19 protein-coding genes and 1 pseudogene are annotated in these 23,176 nt (G+C 69.1%); 7 read left to right on the plus strand and 13 right to left on the minus strand.

The window, feature by feature from the left end; genetic code table 11:
• Positions 1-3 precede the first annotated feature (3 nt).
• From C7401_RS07020 to C7401_RS07060, 9 genes and pseudogenes are all read right to left on the minus strand, one after another.
• Positions 4-564, minus strand: coding sequence for a hotdog family protein (locus C7401_RS07020; RefSeq protein WP_258396913.1), 561 nt, complete (start codon positions 562-564; stop codon positions 4-6).
• Complete coding sequence (locus tag C7401_RS07025) at positions 561-1,382, minus strand: beta-ketoacyl synthase chain length factor (protein ID WP_112170622.1); 822 nt, start codon at positions 1,380-1,382, stop codon at positions 561-563. Before C7401_RS07025 ends, C7401_RS07020 begins: the two co-directional genes overlap by 4 nt.
• On the minus strand, positions 1,379-2,611 hold the full coding sequence (locus C7401_RS07030; protein ID WP_112170623.1) for a beta-ketoacyl-[acyl-carrier-protein] synthase family protein: 1,233 nt from the start codon (positions 2,609-2,611) through the stop codon (positions 1,379-1,381). Before C7401_RS07030 ends, C7401_RS07025 begins: the two co-directional genes overlap by 4 nt.
• Positions 2,612-2,642: 31 nt before the next feature.
• Entirely contained in the window at positions 2,643-3,503 is an 861-nt protein-coding gene (locus C7401_RS07035; RefSeq protein ID WP_258396914.1) for a polysaccharide deacetylase family protein, read from the minus strand.
• Entirely contained in the window at positions 3,500-6,070 is a 2,571-nt protein-coding gene (locus C7401_RS07040; RefSeq protein WP_112170624.1) for an MMPL family transporter, read from the minus strand. Before C7401_RS07040 ends, C7401_RS07035 begins: the two co-directional genes overlap by 4 nt.
• Complete coding sequence (locus C7401_RS07045; RefSeq protein WP_112170625.1) at positions 6,070-6,696, minus strand: outer membrane lipoprotein carrier protein LolA; 627 nt, start codon at positions 6,694-6,696, stop codon at positions 6,070-6,072. The genes C7401_RS07040 and C7401_RS07045 overlap by 1 nt, the downstream gene beginning before the upstream one ends.
• A 155-nt stretch (positions 6,697-6,851) precedes the next feature.
• Positions 6,852-7,784: pseudogene (locus tag C7401_RS07050) on the minus strand (lysophospholipid acyltransferase family protein); the annotation flags it as partial.
• Complete coding sequence (locus C7401_RS07055; protein WP_112170627.1) at positions 7,781-9,598, minus strand: AMP-binding protein; 1,818 nt, start codon at positions 9,596-9,598, stop codon at positions 7,781-7,783. The gene C7401_RS07055 and the pseudogene C7401_RS07050, both read right to left, overlap by 4 nt.
• A gap of 48 nt (positions 9,599-9,646) precedes the next feature.
• On the minus strand, positions 9,647-10,315 hold the full coding sequence (locus tag C7401_RS07060) for a COG4648 family protein (protein ID WP_112170628.1): 669 nt from the start codon (positions 10,313-10,315) through the stop codon (positions 9,647-9,649).
• A 571-nt stretch (positions 10,316-10,886) separates the two neighbouring features.
• Between C7401_RS07060 and C7401_RS07065 the strand changes: the two genes are divergently transcribed.
• The 3 genes from C7401_RS07065 (at position 10,887) to C7401_RS07075 (ending at position 12,892) form a co-directional block, all read left to right on the plus strand.
• A complete protein-coding gene (locus tag C7401_RS07065; RefSeq protein WP_112170728.1) occupies positions 10,887-11,147 on the plus strand; it encodes a phosphopantetheine-binding protein in 261 nt (86 codons plus the stop codon).
• A 45-nt stretch (positions 11,148-11,192) separates the two neighbouring features.
• Complete coding sequence (fabG, locus tag C7401_RS07070; RefSeq protein ID WP_112170629.1) at positions 11,193-11,909, plus strand: 3-oxoacyl-ACP reductase FabG; 717 nt, start codon at positions 11,193-11,195, stop codon at positions 11,907-11,909.
• Positions 11,910-12,106: 197 nt separating this feature from the next.
• Positions 12,107-12,892, plus strand: coding sequence for a glycosyltransferase family 2 protein (locus tag C7401_RS07075; protein WP_244314805.1), 786 nt, complete (start codon positions 12,107-12,109; stop codon positions 12,890-12,892).
• Between the two features lie 7 nt (positions 12,893-12,899).
• Here C7401_RS07075 and C7401_RS07080 read toward each other — a convergent pair whose 3' ends face one another.
• Positions 12,900-16,490: an indolepyruvate ferredoxin oxidoreductase family protein gene (locus tag C7401_RS07080; RefSeq protein WP_112170630.1), complete on the minus strand. Its 3,591-nt coding sequence runs from the start codon at positions 16,488-16,490 to the stop codon at positions 12,900-12,902.
• 220 nt (positions 16,491-16,710) lie between these two features.
• Here C7401_RS07080 and C7401_RS07085 point away from each other — a divergent pair, with 220 nt between their 5' ends.
• The 4 genes from C7401_RS07085 to C7401_RS07100 all read left to right on the plus strand — a co-directional run bounded on the left by C7401_RS07085 (position 16,711) and on the right by C7401_RS07100 (position 21,066).
• The gene (locus C7401_RS07085; RefSeq protein ID WP_112170631.1) at positions 16,711-17,325 is read left to right on the plus strand and encodes a hypothetical protein; all 615 of its coding nucleotides are present in this window, start codon (positions 16,711-16,713) and stop codon (positions 17,323-17,325) included.
• Positions 17,326-17,580: 255 nt separating this feature from the next.
• Positions 17,581-18,738 carry an HPP family protein gene (locus C7401_RS07090; protein ID WP_112170632.1) on the plus strand — a complete coding sequence of 386 codons (1,158 nt, stop codon included), beginning with the start codon at positions 17,581-17,583 and terminating at the stop codon, positions 18,736-18,738.
• Between the two features lie 109 nt (positions 18,739-18,847).
• Positions 18,848-19,261 (plus strand): MarR family winged helix-turn-helix transcriptional regulator, encoded by a 414-nt coding sequence (locus C7401_RS07095; protein WP_112170633.1) that lies wholly within the window; start codon positions 18,848-18,850, stop codon positions 19,259-19,261.
• Between the two features lie 2 nt (positions 19,262-19,263).
• Entirely contained in the window at positions 19,264-21,066 is a 1,803-nt protein-coding gene (locus C7401_RS07100) for a chloride channel protein (RefSeq protein ID WP_112170634.1), read from the plus strand.
• Between the two features lie 105 nt (positions 21,067-21,171).
• Here C7401_RS07100 and C7401_RS07105 read toward each other — a convergent pair whose 3' ends face one another.
• The 3 genes from C7401_RS07105 to C7401_RS07115 all read right to left on the minus strand — a co-directional run bounded on the left by C7401_RS07105 (position 21,172) and on the right by C7401_RS07115 (position 22,996).
• Entirely contained in the window at positions 21,172-21,579 is a 408-nt protein-coding gene (locus C7401_RS07105) for a DUF2000 domain-containing protein (protein WP_112170635.1), read from the minus strand.
• Between the two features lie 74 nt (positions 21,580-21,653).
• Positions 21,654-22,523 carry a sigma-70 family RNA polymerase sigma factor gene (locus C7401_RS07110; RefSeq protein ID WP_112170636.1) on the minus strand — a complete coding sequence of 290 codons (870 nt, stop codon included), beginning with the start codon at positions 22,521-22,523 and terminating at the stop codon, positions 21,654-21,656.
• Positions 22,520-22,996 (minus strand): carboxymuconolactone decarboxylase family protein, encoded by a 477-nt coding sequence (locus tag C7401_RS07115; protein WP_112170637.1) that lies wholly within the window; start codon positions 22,994-22,996, stop codon positions 22,520-22,522. The genes C7401_RS07110 and C7401_RS07115 overlap by 4 nt, the downstream gene beginning before the upstream one ends.
• Positions 22,997-23,176: the final 180 nt, after the last annotated feature.

The raw sequence follows: 23,176 nt of genomic DNA on the forward strand, positions 1-23,176 counted from the left end.
TTGCTATCGAATGACCGCGGACGCGTCGAGCATCACCGCCGCGCGTCCCGTGAGCAGCACGCGGTCGTCGCCGCGCACCGTAAAGGCGTAGAGGATGCTGTTGCCGGTGCCGCTCACGCGCTCGGCGTCGATTGTGAGCGGCGTGTCGAGCGTATCGAGCCGCTCGATGTGCGCCTGGACGTTGCGCACGCTCGCGAGATAGCCCACGCGCGGGCGGCCGGCCGGCGCGCCGTCGTGCGAGGCTTGCGAGTTTTGCAGCACGCCCAGTATCGCGCCGTGCACGGCCATGGCTTGCGCCGCGTACTCCACGCCGCAAACCGCCGAAAGACGCCCGCGCAGACGCAGCGGATTGTGCGGGTCGCGATGGCTCGTCGCCGTGCAGCGAATGCGCGTGTCGTCCCACGCCTGCACGGTGTCGAGCAGGCACATCGCGCCGCCGTGCGGGATGTGCGCGGCAATCCACGCGTGGTCCAGCGGCGCGTTCGCGACGGCATGAGGACCGTTCGAAGCGGCATGGGCGAGCACGTTCGCAAGCGCGCCCGGCAGGCCGGCCTGGGTCGTCATGGCTGCGCTCCGAAGGTCTCGGGCATCGACACCTCGAGTTGCACGCGCGTTTCGCTTTCGGGGAGATAGTCGATCACCACGCGGCCCGGGCGGCGTGCGGCCAGCGCTTCGAGCAGCGGCAGCGCGCGCGCGGCGGGATTGTTCCTGCGCAGCGCTTCCAGTTCGGTTGCGGCGAGCGGGGTCGCCTCCGCTTCGACAAGCGTCACGTCGATGCGCGCCAGCGCCGCCGGGCTCGCTTGCGGCGCGAGCACGAGCGCCACGCCAAACGCATCGGCGATGGGGCGCACCGCGCGCAGCGGCTCGGGATAGTCGGTGTCGTAAGCGACGAGCAGGGTCGGTACGCCGTCCACCGCCACCTGGCACACGCTTTCGAGCAGCCCCGCCGCGAAGCTGCCGTCGTGCGCGCAAAGCACGTTCGACGTGGCCCGCGCGCGCGCCGCGATGCTCCAGTAACCGGCGGGCGCGTTGTGCACGGAGTTGTGAAAGCGTGTGGGCGACAGCAGGCGATCGTCGCCCGCGAGCGCCTCGCAAATCACATGGCAGTTGTGACCGTCGCCGCCCGAGGCCGCGAACACGGCGGCCAGCGTGGTGGCGTCGCGCCCGCTCGCCGCCACGGCCTCGTGGCCCACGGCAAGCGCGGTCTTGACGACGGCGCCCGTGCGGCGGCGCTCGGCGGCGGGCAGCCCGGCGGGCGGCGGCAGCACCGTCTGCGCGCTCACGTAGGGCGTGCGCGCGGCGAGCACCTCGGCGGCATGCGGCCAGTCGGCGAGCCCCGGCCCGATCACGCCAACGCTTTCGATAAAGGCGGAAAGTCTCATGACGTCTGCTCCCGATGTGCCGGATTCCCGCCGCGTGCGCGATCCGCGCGGCCGAGCACGAGGCTACAGTTCGTGCCGCCGAAGCCGAACGAATTGCTGAGCACCACGTCCACGCGCGCCTCGCGGCTCTCCAGCACATAGTCGAGGCCAAGCGCGGGATCGGGCTGCGCGGTGTTGACGCCCGCGGGCATGAAGCGATGGCGCAGCGCGAGCGCCGCAATCACGGCTTCGAGCGCACCCGCCGCGCCGAGCGTATGGCCGGTCGCGCCCTTGGTCGAGCTGCACGGGGTGCGCTCGAACAGCGCGCCGACCGCGCGGCTTTCGGCGGCGTCGTTGCTCGGCGTGGCCGTGCCGTGCAGGTTGATATAGTCGATCTCGCCCGCGCTCACGCCCGCGGTCGCGAGCGCCTGCTCCATCGCCGCGCGCGCGCCGAGCCCGTCGGGATGCGGCGACGACATGTGATGCGCGTCACTCGATTCGCCCACGCCGAGCAGCAGGACCGCATCGTCGTCCGGCGTATCCGGCGCGCGTTCGAGCAGCGCGAACGCCGCTGCCTCGCCAATGGAGATGCCGTTGCGGTTCACGTCGAACGGACGGCACGGGTCGCGCGAGAGCAGTTCCAGCGAATTGAAGCCATATAGCGTTGTCAGGCACAACGAATCGACACCGCCCACCACCGCCGCGTCGATCAGCCCCGCTTCGATCATGCGGCGCGCGGAGCCGAACACCTTCGCCCCCGACGAGCACGCCGACGAGATCGACGTGGCCGGTCCGCGCAGCCCGAACCAGGCGCGCACGAAGGCGGCAAGCGAATACGGGTTGTGCGTTTCGGCGTAGTGAAAGCCCGGCGCGAGCGCGCCGCTTTGCGGGTCGCGCCGCCGGTACGCGTATTCGGTTTCGAGGATGCCCGAGGTGCTGGTGCCGACGAACACGCCCACGCGCGCGGCGCCATAGCGCGCGACGGCGGCTTCGACATGCTGTGCGAAGCCGTCCTGCGTGAAACCGAGTTGCGCGAGACGGTTGTTGCGGCACGCGTAGTCCGCGAGATCGGCGCGCATCGTTTGCGATTCGACGTCGGCCACCGCGCCTATCCACGTGTCGAGTTCCGCGCGCTCGAAGTCGCACGGCGCGAGGCCGCCGCGCCGGTCGCGCAGCGCGTCGAGCGTCGCGGCGAGCCCGCGCCCAAGGCAACTGGTGGCGGTGAAGTGCGAAAGAATCAGGGGTTTCACGTCGATCGGGTCCGGTGTCGCAGCGGTGGTATCAGGGATGGTCGTCGAGGCACGCGCGCAGCGTCGTCCACGGCAAGCGGGCTTCGGCGGCGGCGCGCAGGAGCGCCGGCAGCACGTCGAGCACGAGCGGTTCGCCGCGCGCGTCGCGGGCCGCGTGGCCGTCGTGCACGAGCAGGATGTCGCGCGGCGCGAGGCCGTCGAGCAGGCGGCGCGCGACCGTGCCCGCGTCTTTCGCGCGCGTGTCGAAGCCGCGCCGCGTCCAGCTCGCGAGGTGCAGACCCAGGTCGCACAGCACGGGTTCGAGGAAGGGATTGCGCAGGCCCGCGGGCGCGCGAAAGAAACGCGGCGCGGTGCCCGCGATCTCGGTCAACGTGCGCTGCGCCGCTTCGATTTCGCGCTTCATCGCGCGCGGCCCGGTGAGCGAAAACGTGTGACGGTGGCGCTGGCTATGATTTTCGACCGCGTGGCCGCGCGCGACGATCGCCTCGATCCACTGCGGATGCCGGCGCGCGAGGTCGCCGATGCAGAAGAACGTTGCGCGCGCATCGTAACGGTCGAGCAGGTCGAGGACGCGCGGCGTTACTTCGGGGTCCGGACCATCGTCGATGGTGAGCGCGATGCACTCGCCCGCATGCTGCGGCAAACGCGTCCAGTTGGGCCCGAGCAGCGCGCTGCGCGGCCACAACCCGGCGGCGGTCAACGCGAGATGCGAGGCGACCACGCCGCCTGCGACCCACGGCCAGGCGTGCGGCTGCGCAAGCAGCGCGGCGGCCGCGCCCGCGTGCACCGCCGCCGCGCCGTAGATCGACGGCGCGGGTTTCCAGCGGCGCGCCGTGGCGCACGCGGGCGTCGGGACCGCGGACGGCCTGGAGGGCAGCATGGGCGTGCTCATGCGCTGCCTCCGTGCGAATGGTTCATATGCGCGTGTTCCTCGCGCGCGCGGGCGGGCCGGCGCTGCGCGAGGGAATCGCCGGGGGCGCGTGCGGGAACGCGCGCGGCGGCGCTGGCCTGCGCGAGCGGCGGCGCAAGAATCGCCGCGAACACGAGCGCGAGCATCGCGCCCGGCCCGACCGTCAGGCCGAACGTTTCGAGCAACGGCACATGGGAAAGCGCGAGCAGGCCGAAGCCCGCCACCGTCGCGAGATTGGCGACCAGCAGCGAGACCAGCGTGCGCGGCGTCGCGCGCTGCGTACGGTCGTTGCGCGCCTGCTTGCAGAAGAACAGCGCATAGTTCGAGCCCACCGCCACGATGAGCAGCATGCCCACCAAGTGCAGGATGGTGAGCTGAACGCCCGCCAGCGTGAAGCCCGCCGCCACGACCAGCACGGCCGCCACGAGCGGCGCGAGCGCATGTGCCGCGCGCACGGGCGAGCGCAACGCGAGCGTGAGCAGGACGACGATGGCGGCGAAGCCCGCCAGCGACAGGCGAATGTCTTCGTGCACGTAGTTCACGTAGAGGCGGTCGGCCTCGGCTTTCATATCGACGAACAACGCGCCGGGCACGTTCGCGCGAGCGACGGCGTCGCTCACGGGCGTCGCGTCGAGACTGGGCGTGCTTGTGGCCGTGCTTGCGGCCATGTTCGCGGCCGCTGCGGCCTGTGGCGCACGCAGCGCCAGCATCGCGGTCCACTGGCCATCGCGCCGGGTCAGCAGCCCGTCGACGGCCAGCGCCATCGACGTGCCCTTGAGGTCCGCGCGCGTGACGAGCGGCGCGGCGCGCGCGGCTTCGGCATCGGCGAGGAACGGCGCGAAGGCGTCGGGCTTCACGCTCACCGGCTGGTTCTGGATGGCTTCGTTCAGGCGCGCCGCCAGCACCTGGCGCTCCGGCAGACTCGCGAGGCGCGCGCGCTGCATGGCGTCGCTCGGCAGATAGCGCGCCGGGCTCTCGAAACCGCCCAGCACGCCGCGATCGACGAGCGGCTGCAACTGCGCGCCGACCTTCTCCGCGCCTTCGAGCGCGGCTTGCTCGCTCGCGGCGGGAATCACCACGAGATAGCGCACGTCGGGCGCGCCCACGTCGGCGCGCAGGCGTGTGTCGAGCGCCTGGCTCGCGGCGGGCACCGGGCTCAGCGTGGCAAGCTCCTGACTCCAGAGGTCGCCGCGATGCAGCCACAGCGTGGCGACGGCGCCGAGCACGAGCGCCGCGAGCGGCCAGCGCAAACGCGGCGCACCCTGCGCGAGACGCGCCAGCACCGCGCCGATGCGCGAAACGTCGCGAATCGCGATCGTGCCGCCGCACAGCCTCGGCAGCACGAAGCGCGTGACGAGCGCGGCGCTCGCGAGGCCCGCGATCGAAAAGAGACCGAGTTGCACGAGGCCGGGGAAGCCCGAGAACAGCATCGAGGCGAAACCGCACACGGAGGTCAGCACGCCCAGGCGGATAGTCGGCCAGTAGGCGGCGAGCCACGCGCGCATCGTGTCCTTGCCCTGCTTCGCGTCCTGCGACGACTGCACGAACAGGTAGATCGAGTAATCCACGGCCTCGCCGATCAGCGTCGTGCCGAAACCGAGCGTCAACCCGTGCACGGTGCCGAACGCTAGCGCGACCGCCGCGATGCCGGCCGCCACGCCCGAAAGCACCGGCAGAAGGCCCAGCGCGAGCGTGCGCGGCGAGCGGTAGAGCGTGAGCAGCAGCGCGACGATGAGCACGAGGCTCAGCGTGGAGAGGCGCTCGACGTCGTGGCGAATGGCGTCGCGCGTGGCGACCCCGAACACGCCCGGCCCCGTCATCGACACCTGGTAGGCCGAAGCATTCGGCAAGGTGCGTGCGGCGGCTTCGAAGGCGCGCTGCACGGCCTCGATCGCGCGGGCCTGCGCGTCGGTGTCGGAGCCGGCGGCGGCCGTTTGCGCGACGAGCACGGCGCGCCGGCCGTCACGCGAGGCCCACACGCCGCCACGGCTCACGGGCTGCGCCGCGCTGTCGAGCTGGCCGACCAGCGCCGCCACTTCGCCCGTGGGGTCGCGCGGCAGCAGGTCCTTGGCAACGAACCCCGCCGACGAGCTCAACAAATCGAGGCTCTCGCCCAGCGCGTCGTGCATGCCCTGGGCGGTAAAGCGCTGCGGCGTGACCGCCGGGCTCAGCACGTAGCGGTGCGCGAACATGAACTGCTCGTCGCGTGCGTCGCTCTCGCCCGAGCCGTTGTGCACGGCCGCGAACTGCGGATCGGCGCGCAGGGTCGCGGCCACACGGCGCGACAGCGTGGCGCGCGTGCTCTCGTAGCCGCCGTCGATGGCGACGAGGATCAGCCGCGAAGCGAGGCCGTCGCGCAACTGGTCGACGAGCACGCGTTGCGTCTCGCTCGGCGAGCGCGGCAGGAACGCGGAAAGGTCGGCGCTGAAATTCGCGCGGCCGATCGCCACCGCGCACGCCACGAGGCACAGCAGCCATACCGCAACGGCGTGGCGTTGCACCGCCGCGAGGCCGCGTGCGATGGCGTTGGGGCGCGCTTGCGGGTCCATCAGTTCGTGTCCGCGGCAAGGGCGTGCAGGCGCATCAGCGAATGATCGCCGTCGGCCTGCTGGATCGCGACGCTGCGCAACGCGTCGCGCGTGCCGTCTATGGTGATCGCGCTCACCACCTTGCGCATGCGCGAATCGAGCGGCGTGAGCGTGAGGGTCCAGTCGTCGCCCTGGCCCGCGAGCGCGACCTTGTACACCTGTTCGAGCGCGAAGCGGTTGCCCGCGAGCGTCGCGCGAATGCTCTCGATAAATGCGCCCAGCTCGGGATAGCGCGCGAGCGAAAGCGTGTATTTGTGGTTCTCGCGCTGCACGGTGAGCATGTCGCCGTCCACCACGAGGTGCTCGGGCTTCGGGCTCTGCGTGATCTTTTCCAGATGATCGGGCGCGACGAACACGAGTTCTCCTGACGATTCCAGCGGCTGCGTGGCGATCGACAGGTATTTCGTTTCCGTGAAGCTCGCGCGGCCCGACTTGTGCTGCGCGAGCGTGGACATCAGGCGGTCGAGCGTCCAGGCGGACTGCCCGGCATCGGCTGCCTGCGCCTGCGCGAACGGCGCGAGCGCCAGCGCGACGAGCGCAGCGCTCGCCGCCGCGCGCAAGAACGAGGAAGGACGGAGCGCGTTCATGCGTCGGTTACCTCATGCACGGGCAGCTCGGCGGCGGCGGCACGCGCTTCACGTCGCTCGATGCGCTCGCGGCGGCGCACGGGAGCCGCCGCAGCGGGCGACGGGGAACGGACCGGCGCGGGCGCTCCGACGTTGGCAGCGTTGGCGGCATTGGCGGCGCTCGCCGCCTGCGCGCTCTTCCTGCCGACCTGCCAGAAGTCGAAATAGTTGAACCAGTTGTACGGCGCCGTGCGGCAGTAACGGTCCAGCAGCGAGACGTAGCGCACGAGCGCCGCGTCGATGGCGCGCTGGCGCGCCTCGCGCGGCACGTCCGTGAAATCGGCGAGCGTTTCGAAGTGCACGTCGTAGCGGTTGCCGCCACGGTAAAGGCCCGTCATGAAGAGCACCGGGCGCTTGAGCATCGCGGCCATGTAGAGCGGCCCGAGCGGAAACGCCGCCGGCTCGCCGAGGAAGGCCATGCGCCGCATGGTGGCCGCGTCGTCGGCGAGCAGCGTGCGGTCGGCGAGCATGCCGACCATGCAGTTCTGGTCCAGACGCTCGTGCACCCTCAGCATCGAATCGACCTGGCCGAGACCGATCACCTCGGGTTTCGCGGCCGGGTTCACGGCCGCGAGCGTCGCATTGATCCGCTGCGCGTTTTCCTCGTACATCGTCACGACCACGCGCAGGTCGGGCCGCGTGCGGCCGAGCGCGCGCACCACCTCGAAGCTGCCCAGGTGGCCGCCCATCAGGAACGCGCCGCGCCCCTTCGCGAGCGTGGCGTCCACGAGCGTGTGGCCGTGCGGGCGGATGTCGAACAGGTCGAAACGCGCATTCATCAGATAGATGCGGTCGTGGATCGTCGCGGCAAACGTGAACACATGGCGATACACATCGCGCCATTGCGCGGGGCGGCCCAGCACGCGGCGCAGATAGTCGCGCGAGGCCGCGCACGCGCGCGGCGAGAACAGCACGAAATACACGGCGATCAGATGCAGCACGGCGCGCCCCGCGCGGCGGCCGAGGCGCAGCGAGATCCACGTCATGACACGCAGCAGCAGCGCGTTGCTGCGTTCCTGTTGCCTGGCCCAGTCGGTGCGCTTCGTCATGGCTGCGCTCCGTCGTTCGTGGCGCGCGCCGTCGCACCGCCACTCATTGCGCCGGCGATCACGCCGCTCGCCACGTCGCGCGCGCCCGCGCGCAGCGTGAAGCGGATCGCGCCGCCCGTGCCTTCGTCCCACGCGAGGTCGAACGTTTCGCCGGGCGCGGCCGGGCTCAGGAATTTCGCGGAACTGAGCTTCCACGCGTCCATCGGCCGGTTGAGCGAGGTGCCGATCGCGTCGATGACATGATCGAGCAGCACCACGCCGGGCACGACCGGATGCCCCGGGAAGTGTCCGGGCAGCGCGGGATGGTCGGCGGCGATCGTAAACGAAAGCGCGCGCGGCGCCTTCGTGCCCGCGCCGCGCGTGTGCAGCGCGACGAGCGCCGCGAGCACGTCGTGCGGCAGCTTGCCCGTGTCGTTACGCGGCAGCGAATCGACGAACACGAGCGGGCGCGGCATGAAAGCGGGATCGATACGCTCGCGCAGCGCGCGTTGCAAGTCGGCGGCGGCGAGCGTCGGTGCGACCACCAGCGCGACGAGGCGCTTCACGCCCTCGCCATCGCCCTCGTGTTCCTCATGCTCGGGCATGAAGAACACGCCGTCCACCACGCCCGCAATCGCGTTGAGCTGATGATTGAGGTAGGCGAGCGACGTGCGCTTGCCCGCGATATTGATGAGGTCCGCCTTGCGCCCGTGCAGCAGGAAGCGCCGCGTGTCGAGCAGTTCGAGCGCGTCGCCCATCGGCACGGGTTCTTCCACGTGGCCGCCGGAGACCCATACCGTCGGGCCCTTGTCGTCGCTTTCCGGCGTTTCGCTCGCGCGCGCTTCGAGGCGAATGCGCGGAAACAGCTCCCACGTCGCGCCCTGCGCGGTGCGGCGCGTGGCGATCTGGCCGGTTTCGGTGCTGCCGTAAATTTCGATGAGCGGCGCCGTGAGGCGCGTCTCGGCTTCGAGCGCGAGTTTTTCCGCCAGCGGCGCGGTGGCGCACAGCACGAGTTCGGCTTCGGGCAGCGGCTGGTCGGTAGCGAGCAGCGCGCGCAGATGGATCGGCGACGTGACGAGCACGCGCGGCTGCGGCACCGCTTCGAGTTCCGTGCGGATATCGCCGGGGTAGAACGGCAGGCGGTTGCTGAACGCGAGGCCGCCGATCAGCGCAAGCAGCACCGTCGATTCGAAACCGTACATGTGCTGCGGCGGCACGGTGCCGACGATCGTGCAGGCGCGCGCGTCGAGCAGGCCGAGGCGCGCGGCGGCCGCGCGCACGTTGGCGACGAGAAAGCCCCAGGTCTTGCGGTGCGGCACGGGCGCGCCCGTCGAGCCCGAGGTGAACACATAGGCCATGATGCGCGCGGCGTCGATTTCCGGCACGACGAAAGGCGCGTCCGTGGCGGCGGGTTGAGCCGCTTGTGCCGCTTGTGCCGCTTGTGCCGCTTGTGCAACTTGAGCCACTTGTGCCGCTCCTGCGTCCGGATCGGCCTGCGTCGCTTCGGGATACGCGAAGCGAGGCAGGTCGATCGCGCAGTCGGGCGCGTCGTGCAGGCAGAATGCGTCGGGCGCGAACGAGGCGAGCTGGCGCACCGTCTCGGGCGTATGCGTGGAAGGCAGCAGGCTGATGCGCCCGGCGACGAGCGCCGCGCACAGGCTCACCGTGAAGCGGTAGCGGTCGCGGCACACGTTGAACACGTGGCCGCCCGCCGGCAGCGCCGCGGCCACGCGCGCCACGTCGGCGAGGAAGGTGCGCACCGTGACGGGCGCGCCGTCGCGCCAGGCAACGACCTGGTCGGGCGACGAATGAAAAACAAGCGGATGAGTCGGCATAACTTCAGTCGATACAGATTCCTGGTTCGGCGTGGCGGCATCCATGGTTCAGCGATGCTCCGCGTGCGCCTGCGTGGTGTGCCGCGTGGTGTGCCGGTACGCGCGGATCGCGTCGAGCATGCCGGCGCGCGGTTCGCCCGGCAGCGCAAAACGCCGGCACGCGTGCTCGGCGACGAACATCACCGCGACGAGCGGCAGCGCCAGATAGTTGGCGAACGTCGACCACGCGACAATCGGTGCAATGGCGAACATCAGCGTCGAAACGCTGGCGATCGCGACGAAAAAGAGCGTCCAGGCGAGCGTGATCTGGCGCGTGTAGCGCGCGACGGCCGGCGAGAGCGCGCCTGCGTGCATCATCGACGCAAACTGCGTGCACAACGGCACGCGCCCCGCCGCGAGCGTGCGCCCGAACAGCAGCGCCATCGCGAGGTTGAAGCTCACATGCTCCAGATACAGCCCCCACTCGAAATGTGAAGCAAGAGACGTGCGTGCGAGCCACAGCGCGAGCGCGACGAGCGCCCAGAGCGGCAGCAGCCACGCCCGGCGCGCCGAACGCGCGGCGGCCGCCAGCGCGAGCAGCAGCGGCGGCACGAGCGCCATGGCAAGGCCGAAGCCGTGCGCGCCCGGCGTCGCGACCGCGTAGTGCGCCCCCACCTGCCAGGCGGCCACCGCCGCCACGGCGAGGGCCGCGCGCGCCGCGTTCGCCGTCTGGCTCATCTGCGGCCCCCGCGCGGGCGCGCGCCGTCACGCCGGAAGCCGGGCGCCTTGCGGCGCGGCCGGCCAGCGGCTACGGTGCAACCCAATGCGAAATGAATGGGCGGGATGAACGTGTCAGGCATGTTGGCAAATGCATGTTGGCAAACGCATGTCGGCAAACATCGGAGGATTCGCAGCGACGCGGCGGATTGCCTTCAATCCGCCATCAATCGTCATACGAAAACACAATATTCAGGCCGGTTTCTTGCAGACTTATCGAGGCATGCACATTTTAAGATGCCCGGCGGCGAACATCCGGGCGGACGGCGGCCCGTTTGTAACTGAATGTTTGGAGTCGCGCGCGCGGCGGCGCCCATGCAATCCAGATGGGCGCAAAGCCGCGCAAGCATCTCGCGCGTTCCGGTCCCAAAATGCGCGGCGGCGAGCGCCGACCCTCTGTAACCCTTTCGCGAGGGAGCACGGTATACGCACCGATACCCATCGACTAGAATCCGCGTAACTTTTACATCAAACGAACCCTAAAATCGGGCGGCGAACGCTACCGCCGGCATGCCCGACGAGACCACGCATGATGAACCCACTGGAAAAAGAACTCGCCACGCTGATCGTGGAGGAGCTGAATCTCGAGGATGTCTCGCTCGACGACGTGAACGCCGAAACGCCGCTCTATGGCGAAGGCTTCGGGCTCGACTCGATCGACATTCTGGAGATCGCCCTCCTGATCTCGAAGAAGTACGGCTTCGAGCTGCGCTCGGACAATCCGGATAACGAAAAGATCTTCGCGACGCTCGGCGCGCTGGCCGCCTATGTCGAGGCGCACCGGGTGCGTTGATCGAGCGGATTGCAAGGATTGAGAGGATCAAGAGGAGAAGCGCTCATGCGGGCACTCGTGACAGGCGGCAGCGGCGCAATCGGCCAGGCCATTAGCGAAGCGCTCGCGCAGGCGGGCCATGAAGTCTGGGTGCACGCCAACCGCCATCTCGACGCGGCCGAGGCCGTCGCGCGGCGTATCGAGGCGGCGGGCGGCAGCGCGCACGCCATCGCCTTCGACGTGACCGACGCCGACGCCACCGAAGCCGCGCTCACGCAGCTCGTGCAAGACACGCCCGTGCAGATTCTCGTGAACAATGCGGGCATTCACGACGACGCGCCGCTCGTGGGCATGACGCGCGAGCAATGGCGCCGCGTGATCGACGTCTCGCTCAACGGCTTTTTCAACGTGACGCAACCGCTCCTCATGCCGATGATCCGCACGCGGCGCGGGCGCATCGTCAACATCGCCTCGCTCGCGGGCGTGATGGGCAATCGCGGTCAGGCGAACTACGCGGCCGCCAAGGCCGGGCTGATCGGCGCGACCAAATCGCTCTCGCTGGAACTGGCCTCGCGCGGCATCACCGTGAACGCCGTCGCGCCGGGCATCATCGCCTCGCCGATGGTCGAGCGCGCGTTTCCCGCCGAGCGCATCAAGCAGCTCGTGCCCGCGCAGCGCGCCGGCCAGCCCGCCGAAGTGGCGGGCATGGTCGCCTATCTGGTCTCCGACGCGGCCGCCTATGTGACAGGGCAAGTGCTCTCGATCAACGGCGGCCTGGCCTGACGCGCCCGGCGGCGCGTCATCCTTCTGAGGGAATACGAGTGTCTGTGCAACCCTTCGACGCAAAGCGGCAGTCGCGCGGCGCGCCCGGCGCAAGCATGGGCGCGGGCGGCGAAGCATCCTGTTACGAAAACCTCGCGGGCGCGGCGGCGCGACCTAGAATTTCTTCAACGTCTCCCGCTGCGCAAGCGGCCGTTGCCATGTCCACGCCCAGCGTTTCCACCGCGTCCGACACGCCTTCGTCCACGCATCTCGTCCTGATCCCGAGCTACAACCCAGGCGAGAAGCTCGACGAGACCGTGCGCAGCGCACGCGCGCAATGGAACCCCGTGTGGGTGGTCGTGGACGGCAGCACCGACGGCAGCGCCGCGCGCCTGCAAGCGATGGCCGAGCGCGACCCCGGCCTGCACGTGATCGTGCTGCCCGCCAACCGCGGCAAGGGCGGCGCCGTGCTCGCGGGGATGGAAGCCGCCGCGGCGCGCGGCTTCACCCACGTGCTGACGATGGACTCCGACGGCCAGCACCCCGCGCAACTGATTTCCGGGTTCATGGCCGCCTCGCAGGCCGCGCCCGAAGCCATGGTGCTCGGCTTGCCGAAGTTCGACGCGAGTGCGCCGCAACTGCGCGTGCAGGGACGCCGCCTCTCGAACCTCTTCGCCGACGTCGAAACGCTGTGGGCCGGCATCGGCGATTCGCTGTACGGCTTTCGCGTCTACCCGATCGCGCCGCTCACGGCGATCATGCAGCGCCAGATGTGGATGCGCCGCTTCGACTTCGATCCCGAAGCCGCCGTGCGCCTGTGCTGGGCCGGCGTGCGGCCCATCCGCATCGAGGCGCCGGTGCGCTACTTCAGCGCCGGTGAAGGCGGCGTCTCGCACTTCAACTACGTGCGCGACAACCTGCTCCTCGCGGGCATGCATTTGCGGCTCGTGAGCGGCTTCGCGCTGCGCCTGCCGCTGCTCGTCGGCAGGCGCCTGTTTCCCTGAGCGCCGCTCAGGCCGTGGCGCGCATCGCGGCGGGCATGCGGTAGTCCGCCAGCAGGCGCTCGCGCTTCTTCGCCACCGCAGCGAGATTGCGCGCCTTGACGTGGCCGAAGCCGCGAATCTCGTCGGGCAGCGCCGCCAGTTGCAGCGCGGCGGCAAGGCGTGGCGCGTCGAGGCTCGCGCAGAACTCGTCGACCAGCGCGACATACTCCGCGATCGACCGGCGCTCCTCGCGCCGCTCCTCGGTCTTGCCGAACACATCGAACGCCGTGCCGCGCAGGCCCTTCATGCGGGCCGTGGCGCGCAGCACCGGCAGCATCCACGCGCCGAAGCGCCGCTTCACGAGATGACCGTGTTCGTCGCGCTTCGCGAAAAGCGGCGGCGCGAGCCAGAAGTTCAGTGTGTAGTCGCGGCCCGGCTCGCCTTCGAACTGCTCGCGCAGCTTTTGCAGGTACGCCGGGTCGGCGTAGAGGCGCGCCACCTCGTATTCGTCCTTGTACGCCATGAGCTTCGCGAGATTCACCGCAACCGCGCGCGTGAGCGGCAGCTTCGCATCGCCGCCAAGCTGCGTTTCCTTCACACGAATGCGATCGACCACACGGCGATACTGCTGCGCATAGGCGGCGTTCTGGTACGCGGTGAGCAGGGCCTCGCGCGCGGCAATCGTCTTGTCGAGCGACTCGGGCATGGCCAGCACGATGGCTTGAGGGTCGGCCGCGGGTTTCGCGAACGCGCGCACGGCGGCCTCGCCGTGATGCGCGACATAGCGCCCCCAGTTGAACGCCTGCTGGTTCTTCTCCACCGACACGCCGTTCAGCTCGATCGCGCGTTGCAGATGCGCGAGCTCCAGCGGCAGCCAGCCCTTTTGCCACGCGAAGCCGAGCAGCAGCGGATTGCTGTAGATGGTGTCGCCGAGCAGGGCGAGCGCAAGTGCGTTGGCGTCGATGAACGCGCAGCCTTCGCCGATGCTCGTGCGCAGTTCGGACCCGGTTTGCGCGCCGGGAAACACCCACTTAGGATTCTTGACGAATTCGGCTGTCGGTGTCGCGCCGCTGTTGATCGCGGCCACCGTCACACCATGCTGGGTGCGCGAGAGCACGTCGCCCGAAGCGGAAACAATCGGATCGCAGCCGATCACGAGACGCGCCTCGCCCGTGGCGATGCGCGTGGCGTGCAAGGCACTGGGCGCGGCCGCCACCTGCACGTGGCTGAGCACCGCACCGCCCTTTTGCGCGAGACCGGCCATGTCGAGCACGGTCACGCCCTTGCCCGCGAGATGCGCGGCCATGCCGATCAACCCGCCGATGGTCACGACGCCCGTGCCGCCCACGCCCGTCACGAGAATGCCGTACGGTTTCGCGAGTCCTGGCAACGCGGGCACCGGTAGCACGCCGAAATCGACGCCCGATGCGCCCGATAAACCCAATGCGCGCGGCTTGCGCAACTGCGCGCCCTCGGCCGTCACGAAGCTCGGGCAGAAGCCCTTCACGCACGAGAAGTCCTTGTTGCACGACGACTGATTGATCTTGCGCTTGGTGCCGAGCGGCGTGTCGAGCGGCTCGACGGAAAGGCAGTTCGACTGCACGGAGCAGTCGCCGCAGCCCTCGCACACGGCGTCGTTGATGAACGCGCGGCGGGCCGGATCGGGATACGTACCGCGCTTGCGGCGGCGGCGCTTTTCGGTCGCGCAGGTCTGGTCGTAGATCAGCACGGTGGTGCCCGCGACGTCGCGCAGCGTACGCTGCACGAAATCGAGCCGGTCGCGATGATGCACGTCCACGCCGGCCGGCAGCACGACGCCGGCGTCGTACTTCTGCGGCTCGTCGGTGACGATGACAATGCGCTTCGCGCCTTCGGCGTGCACCTGATGCGCGATCTGCGGCACCGTGAGCACGCCGTCCACGGGCTGACCGCCCGTCATCGCCACGGCGTCGTTATAGAGAATCTTGTACGTGACGTTGGCGCTCGCCGCAATGGCCGCGCGAATCGCCAGCAGTCCTGAGTGAAAGTACGTGCCGTCGCCAAGGTTGACGAACACGTGCTTGTCGCCCGAGAAGTGCATCTGGCCGAGCCACGCCACGCCCTCGCCGCCCATCTGGCTGAACGTTTCGGTCTTGCGGTCCATCCACATCGACATGTAGTGGCAGCCGATGCCCGCCAGCGCGCGCGAACCCTCGGGCACATTGGTGGACGTGTTGTGCGGGCAGCCCGAGCAGAACCACGGCTTGCGCTCCACGCTCACGCGCGGCTTCGCGGCCTCGCGCTCCTTCGCTTCGATGATCGCCACGCGCGCGAGCATGCGCGCGCGCACTTCCTCGGGCACCGCATGGGACACGTCCGCACGCGCGAGACGCCGCGCGATGGCCTTGGCGATCAGCGCGGGCGAGAGTTCGTAGTGCGCGGGCAGCAGCCAGTTGCCGCGCGGCACCGACCATTCACCGCCCTCGTTGTCGCGCTCGTCGAACTTGCCGTAAATCTTGGGGCGCACGTCCTCGCGCCAGTTGTACAACTCTTCCTTGAGCGCGTATTCGAGAATCTGGCGCTTTTCCTCGACCACGAGAATTTCGTCGAGGCCCGTGGCGAACGCACGCGCGTCCTGCGCGTCGAGCGGCCAGACGCAGCCCACTTTCAGCACGCGCACGCCGATCTGCGCGCAGGTTTCGTCGTCGAGACCGAGATCGCTGAGCGCCTGGCGCACGTCGAGATAGGCCTTGCCCGCGGTCATGATGCCAAAGCGCGCGCGCGGCGAATCGATCACCACGCGGTTCAACCGGTTCGCGCGCACATAGGCGAGCGCGGCGTACCACTTCTCGTCGAGCAGACGCGCTTCCTGGGCGAGCGGCGCGTCGGGCCAGCGGATGTTCAGGCCGCCCGCGGGCATCGTGTAGTCGTCGGGCGTGACGATTTGCACGCGATCCGGGTCGAGGTCGATCGACGCGGTCGATTCGATCACGTCGGTCACGCACTTCATGGCGACCCACAGGCCCGAGTAACGACTCATGGCCCAGCCGTGCAGACCGTAGTCGAGATATTCCTGCACGTTCGCGGGATAGAGCACGGGAATGCCGGCCGCGATCAGCGCGTGCTCCGACTGATGCGCGACCGACGACGACTTCGCCGCGTGGTCGTCGCCCGCCAGCACGAGCACGCCGCCGCGCGCGTCGGTGCCCGCCGAGTTGGCGTGCTTGAAGACGTCGCCGGTGCGATCGACGCCGGGGCCTTTGCCGTACCACATGCCGAACACGCCGTCACGCTGGGCGCCGGGCCAGAGGTTGATCTGCTGCGTGCCCCATACGGCGGTGGCGGCGAGGTCTTCGTTCACGCCGGGCTGGAACACCACGTCGTGCGCCTGGAGATGCTTTTTCGCCTTCCATAGCGACTGGTCCAGCGCGCCCAGCGGGGAGCCGCGGTAGCCGGAGACGAAGCCCGCGGTGTTGAGCCCCGCCTGGCGATCACGCGCCTTTTGCAGCATGGGCAGACGCACGAGCGCCTGCGTGCCGCTGATGTAGACGCGGCCTTTTTCCAGCGTGTATTTGTCGTCGAGTGAAACGGATGCGGCTTGCGCCGCGGCTTCTACGGCTGAGCGATCGGGGGCGTTCATGGCGGGGCTGTCTCCGGAATCGGTGCGAAATCTTGACGTTTCGCGGCCGAGTATAGGAAGCCGATATGCCATCGTAAAATCACAAATTGGGAACTCAGGTATGCGAAAAACGGATGGCACGGCGCGATCCGCATACCGGTATCGCGCGCCGTTTTCTCAAGCGCCTTTCGCATGTGCCGTTAACACACGGGACCGCCAACAACCCAATCCGGAGTCCCGCTTGAACGCGAAACTACGCGCTCTCCCATTCGCACTGGCTTTATTCGGAACCTCGCTCATCACGGGCTGCGTCACCGACGCCCGCGTCGTCGCCGGTCCCGCGCGCGCCACGGCCGTGGTTGCCGCGCCCCCGCCGCCGCCCGTCGTCGTTGCCCAGCCTGTTTATGTCCCGCAACAATACGATGCGTACGTTTCGGTCGCGCTCGATCGCGACATCGTCTACACGGGCGGCAGCACCTATATCTGGATCGTGGGCTCGGACGGCCATCGCCAGCGCCACTACTACGGCCACGGCGACCTGCGCGGCGAAGTCCTGCACCGCCGCTCCGAACTGCGCGTGGTGATGGCTCACAACGAAGGTCATCTGCCGATGCAGCGCGTTCACATGGCCGAGCCGCCTGCTCGCGTGCGCGTGACGATGCAGCCGCACGGTCACCGGCCGCCGCCCGCCGGGCATCCGCCTGCGCACGCAGTGCAAGCGGCGTCGCACCGCCCGCCGCCGCCAATCCGCAGCGCCGATGCGGGCCGCCATCGCCGCCCCGAAGGCCACCCGGAAAGCCACCCCAACGCCGCGCCCGCGCCGCGTTTCGCGGGCCAGCCCCCGCACGCCGGCTAATCCGGACGCAAGCCGCCACGCCGCCCGGCGCGGCGGCGTCTGCTCCCTTCGCCTCCCCCAGGCGCGAGGGAAACCGTTGCGCCCCCCATTCCCCGCCCAGACCGCTCCGCCCCCCCCCCCCGCGCCCCCGACGCGACAAACTGTCGCGACATATATCACGTTGCGATATAATCTCGTTTCTTTGGGCGGCTTGCGGCCGTCCGAAAACGCCCGCAACGGGCGTCCCGGTCCCGTTTCTATCCTGCGCTCCCGATCGTGTCACGCTTCAAAGTCCTCCGCTGGCTCACCCGCTTCACCCCGTCCCGGGTCACCGTCAGAAAGCGCGAGCGCCTGCGCGCGGGCCTCGGCGCGCTGTTCGGCATCGCCCTCACCGGCGCCGTCACACACCGGCTGCTGGGCGGCAACCCGAGCATTCCCTATCTGATCGCGCCCATGGGCGCTTCGGCCGTGCTGCTGTTCGGCGTGCCCGCCAGCCCGCTCGCCCAGCCGTGGTCGATCATCGGCGGCAATCTCGTATCCGCGATCGTGGGCGTCACCGCCGCGATGTGGATTCCCGACCCCGTGCCGGCCGCCGCCGTCGCCATCGGCGTGGCGATCATCGCGATGTTCACGCTGCGCTGCGTGCACCCGCCTTCGGGCGCGGTGGCGCTCACCGCCGTGCTCGGCGGCCCGGCCGTGCATGCGCTCGGCTATGAATTCGTGTTCGCGCCCGTCGCGCTGCAATCGGTCCTGTTGCTCGGCAGCGCGCTCGTCTATCACGCGGCCACGGGGCATCGCTATCCACACGCGGTGCGCGCGCCCAAGGTCGCGGGGCCCGTGGCCGCGCAGGCCGGCTTCACGCGCGCCGACCTCGAAGCGGTGCTCGACGATCGCGACGAGCTGCTCGACATCGACACCGACGACCTCGAAACGATCCTGCGCGACGCCGAAATCCGCGCCTATGCGCGCAGTTTCGGCGAGCTGATCTGCGCCGACGTCATGTCCGCCAATGTGGTGAGCATCACGCCCGCGACGACCGTAGGGCAAGCGCGTTCGCTGCTCAAGCGCCACGACGTGAAAGCGCTGCCCGTGGTGGACGCGCAGCGTCACGTGAAGGGCATCGTCACGCGCGCCGACCTCGCCGACGAAGGGCGCGAGCGTCATCCGCTGCGTCTTGTGGCGTTCGCCCTCGCGCGCGCGATCCGCCCGCGCGCCGAGGCCGATCAGCCCGTCGCCACGCTGATGACCACCCACGTGCTCACCGTCGCGGCCACGACGCCGATCACCGAGCTCGTGCGCATTTTCGCGGGGCGCGGCCACCATCACGTGCCGGTCGTGGACAGCGAGCGGCGGCTCGCGGGCATCATCACGCAGGCCGACCTGATCTCGGGCCTCTATCAGCAGGCGAAGACGCCGCAGCGCGCACCCGCCTGAGCGGGTACGCCCGCCTACACGGGACCAGATTGGCCGCTACACGGGCATTTCCGGTCATAAATATCACATTGTGATATATTAGGAGAAGGAAACGTTCCATGGACACCCAATGAAAAAAAGCACGCGTGACCTGAACAAGGTCGACTTCGAGCAGCTCTCCGAATTTCGCTACCAGATGCGCCGCTTCGAACGCTTCTCCGAGCAGGCGGCGCAGGGCGAGGGCATCACGCCGCTGCAATATCTGTTGCTGCTGCACGTGAAGGGCTATCCGGGCCGCGCGTGGGCGACCATCGGCGAGCTGGCCGAGCGTTTGCAGGCGCAGCATCACGGCGTGGTGGCGCTCGTTTCGCGCTGCGAAGCAATCGAGCTGGTCGAGCGCCGCGTGAGCGAGCGTGACCGCCGCCAGGTGGAAGTGCACCTGCTCGCCGCCGGCGAGAAGCTGCTCGCGCGTCTTGCCGAACTGCACCGCGCCGAGCTGAGTTCGCTCGACGGCGCGTTCACCATCCCGCAAATCGATCTTTAACCATGCATTCCGACGACTCCCACAAGCGCGACTTTTCGGCGAACGCACGCCTGCCCGGCATCAGTGCGCTCGCCGCCGTGATCGGCGCACTGGCCACGCTCGCGGCGTTCGTGCTGCTGAGCCTGATCCACTGGTTCACGAACCTGTTCTTCTTCGGCCAGTTCTCGTTCGCCGACCGCTCGCCCGCGCTCAACACGCTCGGGGCGTGGGTCATCGTCGTGCCGGTGATCGGCGGGTTGATCGTCGGGATGATGGCGCGCTTCGGCTCCGAGAAGATTCGCGGCCACGGCATTCCCGAAGCCATCGAAGCGATCCTGTTCGGCAAGAGCAAGATGTCGCCGAAGGTGGCCGTGCTCAAGCCGCTTTCGTCGGGCATCGTGATCGGCAGCGGCGGCCCGTTCGGCGCGGAAGGCCCGATCATCATGACGGGCGGCGCGCTCGGCTCGCTGCTCGCGCAGTGCGTGCGCGTCACCTCCGCCGAGCGCAAGACGCTGCTCGTGGCGGGCGCCGCCGCCGGCATGACGGCCGTGTTCGGCACGCCCGTTGCGGCCGTGCTGCTCGCGGTCGAGCTGCTGCTGTTCGAATGGCGTCCGCGCAGCTTCCTGCCCGTGGCGCTCGCGTGCGCCGTGGCAGGCTTCGCGCGCGCGACGTTCTTCGGCACGGGCCCGCTCTTTCCCATGCAGACGCTGCCGCCGCACGCCACCGCGCTGTTCTCGTGCCTGATCGCCGGGCTGCTCGCGGGCGCGCTGGCCTCAGGGCTCTCGGCGGCGCTCTACAAGGTCGAGGATCTGTTCGGCCATCTGCCCTTGCACTGGTCGTGGTGGCCCGCCATCGGCGGTCTCGTGGTGGGTATCGGCGGCTTTATCGAACCGCGCGCGCTCGGCGTGGGCTACGACGTGATCGGCGACCTGCTCCATCAGCACATCGTCCTGCAAGTCGCCATTGCGATTCTGGTGGTGAAGGCGGTGATCTGGGTCGTGGCGCTCGGCTCCGGCACCTCGGGCGGCGTGCTCGCGCCGCTGCTCATGCTCGGCGCGGGCCTCGGCTCGGTGCTGAGCCACGTGCTGCCCGGCAGCGACCCGGCGCTGTGGCCGCTCGTGTGCATGGCGGCCACGCTCGGCGCCACGCTCGGCGCGCCGCTCACGGCCATCGTGTTCGCGTTCGGCCTCACGCACGACACCAACGCGCTCTTGCCGCTGCTCACGGCCACGCTGGTGGCGCACGGCTTCGCCACGATCGTCATGAAGCGCTCGATCATGACCGAGAAGATCGCGCGGCGCGGCTATCACATCTATCGCGAGTACGGCGTCGATCCGCTGGAGCGTCATTACGTGGATGAAGTGATGACGCGCAAGGTCGACACCATCGACGCGAACGTCACCGTGCGCGACGCCCTCGCGCGCCACTTCGGCGCGACGCAGCAACGCCGCGCGTTCCCGGTGGTGCGCGACGGCGCGGTGCTCGGCGTGGTGGATCGCGCGATGCTCGACGCCGTGCGCGCGAGCGCCGCGACCGAGGAACTCGACACGCCGCTCGGCTCGTTGCTCGCGCAACGTTCTCCCGATGTGGCGCTGCCGGAGGAAACCTGCCGCCAGATCGCCACGCGTCTTGCGATCCACGGACTGGAGCGTTTGCCCGTGGTGGCCGACCGCGAGTCGCGGCGGCTCGTGGGCATCGTCTCGCGCAGCGATCTCGTGAAGCTCTCGCTTTCCCATTTCGAGGAAGAGCACAAGAAGGAGCGCTTCCGCCGCATTTCGATAGGCAATGGCAAACGGCGCTATCCGCCGGTTCGCAAGGCCGGTTGACCGGCTCGCCGCCCCGCTCGCGGCGGGTGGCGGGCTTGGCGGTTAGTTGCAATACAAGAGCCGCATCATGCGGCACCGGATGTTTGCATTCAACGACTGCGCCATTCAGTGATGCAGCGCCAGTCCCTTGACGGCCTTGTCCACCGCGTTCTTCGGGCCATATAGCGCGATCCCCACCAGATCGGGACGCTCAGGGTCCTCGGCGCGGAACACCTCGCGATTCGCCGCGTCGTGTCCCGTCGAGAACATGGCGTGCACATACGGCACGATCGTGAGTTCGCGCGACAGGCCGCGCCGCAACGCGGCCTGCAAACCATCGACATCCGCGCCATAGATCATCATCGGCTGGCCGAGCATGCGGCCGTAGCGCTGCCCGCGCGCGTCTTCGTAGGGCTCGCCCAGCGCGTCGGGCGCCGCCGCCGCGATGCCCGTCGCCAGAAACGCGGTCACATTGAGCTTCTGCCAGACCGCGAGATTCTCCCGCACGACCAGCGCCACTTTCGTATCGAACATCTTGCCTCCTTGTGGAAGGCGCTCATGATCCACGCGGCGGAGCTCGCTGTCTGGAACGTTTGTGCACGCGCACGCTAGAGCGCGGCCTCGTGCAGATGGCGCAGCTTGTCCGGGTTGCGCATGACGTAGATGGCCGTAACCTTGCCGTTCTCGATGTCGAGCGCCGTGGTTTGCAGCTCGCCGTCGGCCTCGCGCGTGACGAAACCGGGCAGCCCGTTGATGAAACCCGCGCGCACGAGCGTCGAGCCGTTCTTGCGGAACAGCTCCGCCAGTTGCGCGTGCAACTTCATCACGCTCTCGAAACCGAATACCGGATGGCCGATGGCCGAACGCTTGCCGCCGCCGTCCGCGTGCAGGCTCACGTCGGCGGCGAGCATGGCGCCGAGCGCGCTCATGTCGCCGCTGCGCGAGGCCGCGAAGAACGCCTGGGCAAGCTCCAGTCCGCGCGCCTTTTCGACATGAAAACGCGGGCGCGCTTGCCTCACATGCGTGCGCGCCCGCGCCGCCAGTTGCCGGCATGCCGCCGGTTCGCGCTGGATCGTGGTCGCGACCTCCTCGAACTCAAGGCCGAATACGTCGTGCAGCAGGAACGCCGCGCGTTCGAGCGGCGAGAGGCGTTCGAGCGCGAGCATGAGCGGCAGCGTGACGTCGTCCTGCTCGTCATCCTCCACGACCGGGTCGGGCAGCCACGGACCGATGTAGGTTTCGCGCCGATGCCGCGCCGACTTGAGCTGGTCGAGGCACAGGCGCATGACCATGCGGCGCAGGAAGGCCTCGGGCACGCGCACCTCGGTGCGCTCCACGTCCATCCAGCGGATAAACGCGTCCTGCACGATATCCTCGGCGTCGGCCACCGAGCCGAGCATGCGATACGCCACGCGTATCAGCTTGCGCCGCAGCGGGTCGAAACTCGCCGCGGCTTCGTTCATGCCCGCGCCGGTCATGCGACGGCCGCCTGCCTGGCCATGGCCTTCGCCGCCGCCGGATCGACCCACAGGCCAAAGCCGACCGCGAGGCGATTCCAGCCATTGATCACATTGATCATCAGCGTGAGCTTCACCTGCTCCTCCTCGGTAAAGTGGTCCTTGAGCGCCTCGCGCGCGCTGTCGAGCACAGGGCCCTCGGAAAGCCGCGTGAGCGCGTCGGTCCAGGCGAGCGCCGCGCGCTCCCGGTCGGTGTAGCACGGCGCCTCGCGCCAGGCGGAAAGCAGATACAGGCGCTGCTCGGTCTCGCCTTGCTCGCGCGCATGGGCGGTATGCATGTTAAGACAATTCGCGCAGCCGTTGATTTGCGAGGCGCGCACTTCCACGAGTGCGATGAGGCCGGGTTCGAGGCTCCCGGCCACGGCGAGCGAAGTGCCCATCCAGGACTTCATCAGGGCCGGAGCGGCGGCGAACAGGTCGAGCTTGGCTGTCATGGTTTCATCTCCTTTCGGTGGGTTGCCATGACATGACGAGATAGCCTGGGCGGCGTGTGACATCGGCGCAAAAAAATTTCTCGCATACCCGCGCAAAGCCTGTGCAGCGCCTGACACGCAACGCGAAGGGCGTGCGGCGGCGTCCTACAATGTTGCGGTATCGGCGCGTTCCGGCGGACA

This window comes from Paraburkholderia unamae (assembly GCF_003268775.1).
GTDB classification, from domain to species: Bacteria; Pseudomonadota; Gammaproteobacteria; order Burkholderiales; family Burkholderiaceae; genus Paraburkholderia; species Paraburkholderia unamae.

Bases quoted from the DNA above. Each gene is read 5' to 3' on its own strand.
- C7401_RS07020 (WP_258396913.1), bottom strand. From the start codon at position 564: ATGACGACCCAGGCCGGCCTGCCGGGCGCGCTTGCGAACGTGCTCGCC.
- C7401_RS07025 (WP_112170622.1), bottom strand. From the start codon at position 1,382: ATGAGACTTTCCGCCTTTATCGAAAGCGTTGGCGTGATCGGGCCGGGG.
- C7401_RS07035 (WP_258396914.1), bottom strand. From the start codon at position 3,503: ATGAGCACGCCCATGCTGCCCTCCAGGCCGTCCGCGGTCCCGACGCCC.
- C7401_RS07040 (WP_112170624.1), bottom strand. From the start codon at position 6,070: ATGGACCCGCAAGCGCGCCCCAACGCCATCGCACGCGGCCTCGCGGCG.
- C7401_RS07045 (WP_112170625.1), bottom strand. From the start codon at position 6,696: ATGAACGCGCTCCGTCCTTCCTCGTTCTTGCGCGCGGCGGCGAGCGCT.
- C7401_RS07055 (WP_112170627.1), bottom strand. From the start codon at position 9,598: ATGCCGACTCATCCGCTTGTTTTTCATTCGTCGCCCGACCAGGTCGTT.
- C7401_RS07060 (WP_112170628.1), bottom strand. From the start codon at position 10,315: ATGAGCCAGACGGCGAACGCGGCGCGCGCGGCCCTCGCCGTGGCGGCG.
- C7401_RS07065 (WP_112170728.1), top strand. From the start codon at position 10,887: ATGAACCCACTGGAAAAAGAACTCGCCACGCTGATCGTGGAGGAGCTG.
- fabG (WP_112170629.1), top strand. From the start codon at position 11,193: ATGCGGGCACTCGTGACAGGCGGCAGCGGCGCAATCGGCCAGGCCATT.
- C7401_RS07075 (WP_244314805.1), top strand. From the start codon at position 12,107: ATGTCCACGCCCAGCGTTTCCACCGCGTCCGACACGCCTTCGTCCACG.
- C7401_RS07080 (WP_112170630.1), bottom strand. From the start codon at position 16,490: ATGAACGCCCCCGATCGCTCAGCCGTAGAAGCCGCGGCGCAAGCCGCA.
- C7401_RS07095 (WP_112170633.1), top strand. From the start codon at position 18,848: ATGAAAAAAAGCACGCGTGACCTGAACAAGGTCGACTTCGAGCAGCTC.
- C7401_RS07100 (WP_112170634.1), top strand. From the start codon at position 19,264: ATGCATTCCGACGACTCCCACAAGCGCGACTTTTCGGCGAACGCACGC.
- C7401_RS07105 (WP_112170635.1), bottom strand. From the start codon at position 21,579: ATGTTCGATACGAAAGTGGCGCTGGTCGTGCGGGAGAATCTCGCGGTC.
- C7401_RS07110 (WP_112170636.1), bottom strand. From the start codon at position 22,523: ATGACCGGCGCGGGCATGAACGAAGCCGCGGCGAGTTTCGACCCGCTG.
- C7401_RS07115 (WP_112170637.1), bottom strand. From the start codon at position 22,996: ATGACAGCCAAGCTCGACCTGTTCGCCGCCGCTCCGGCCCTGATGAAG.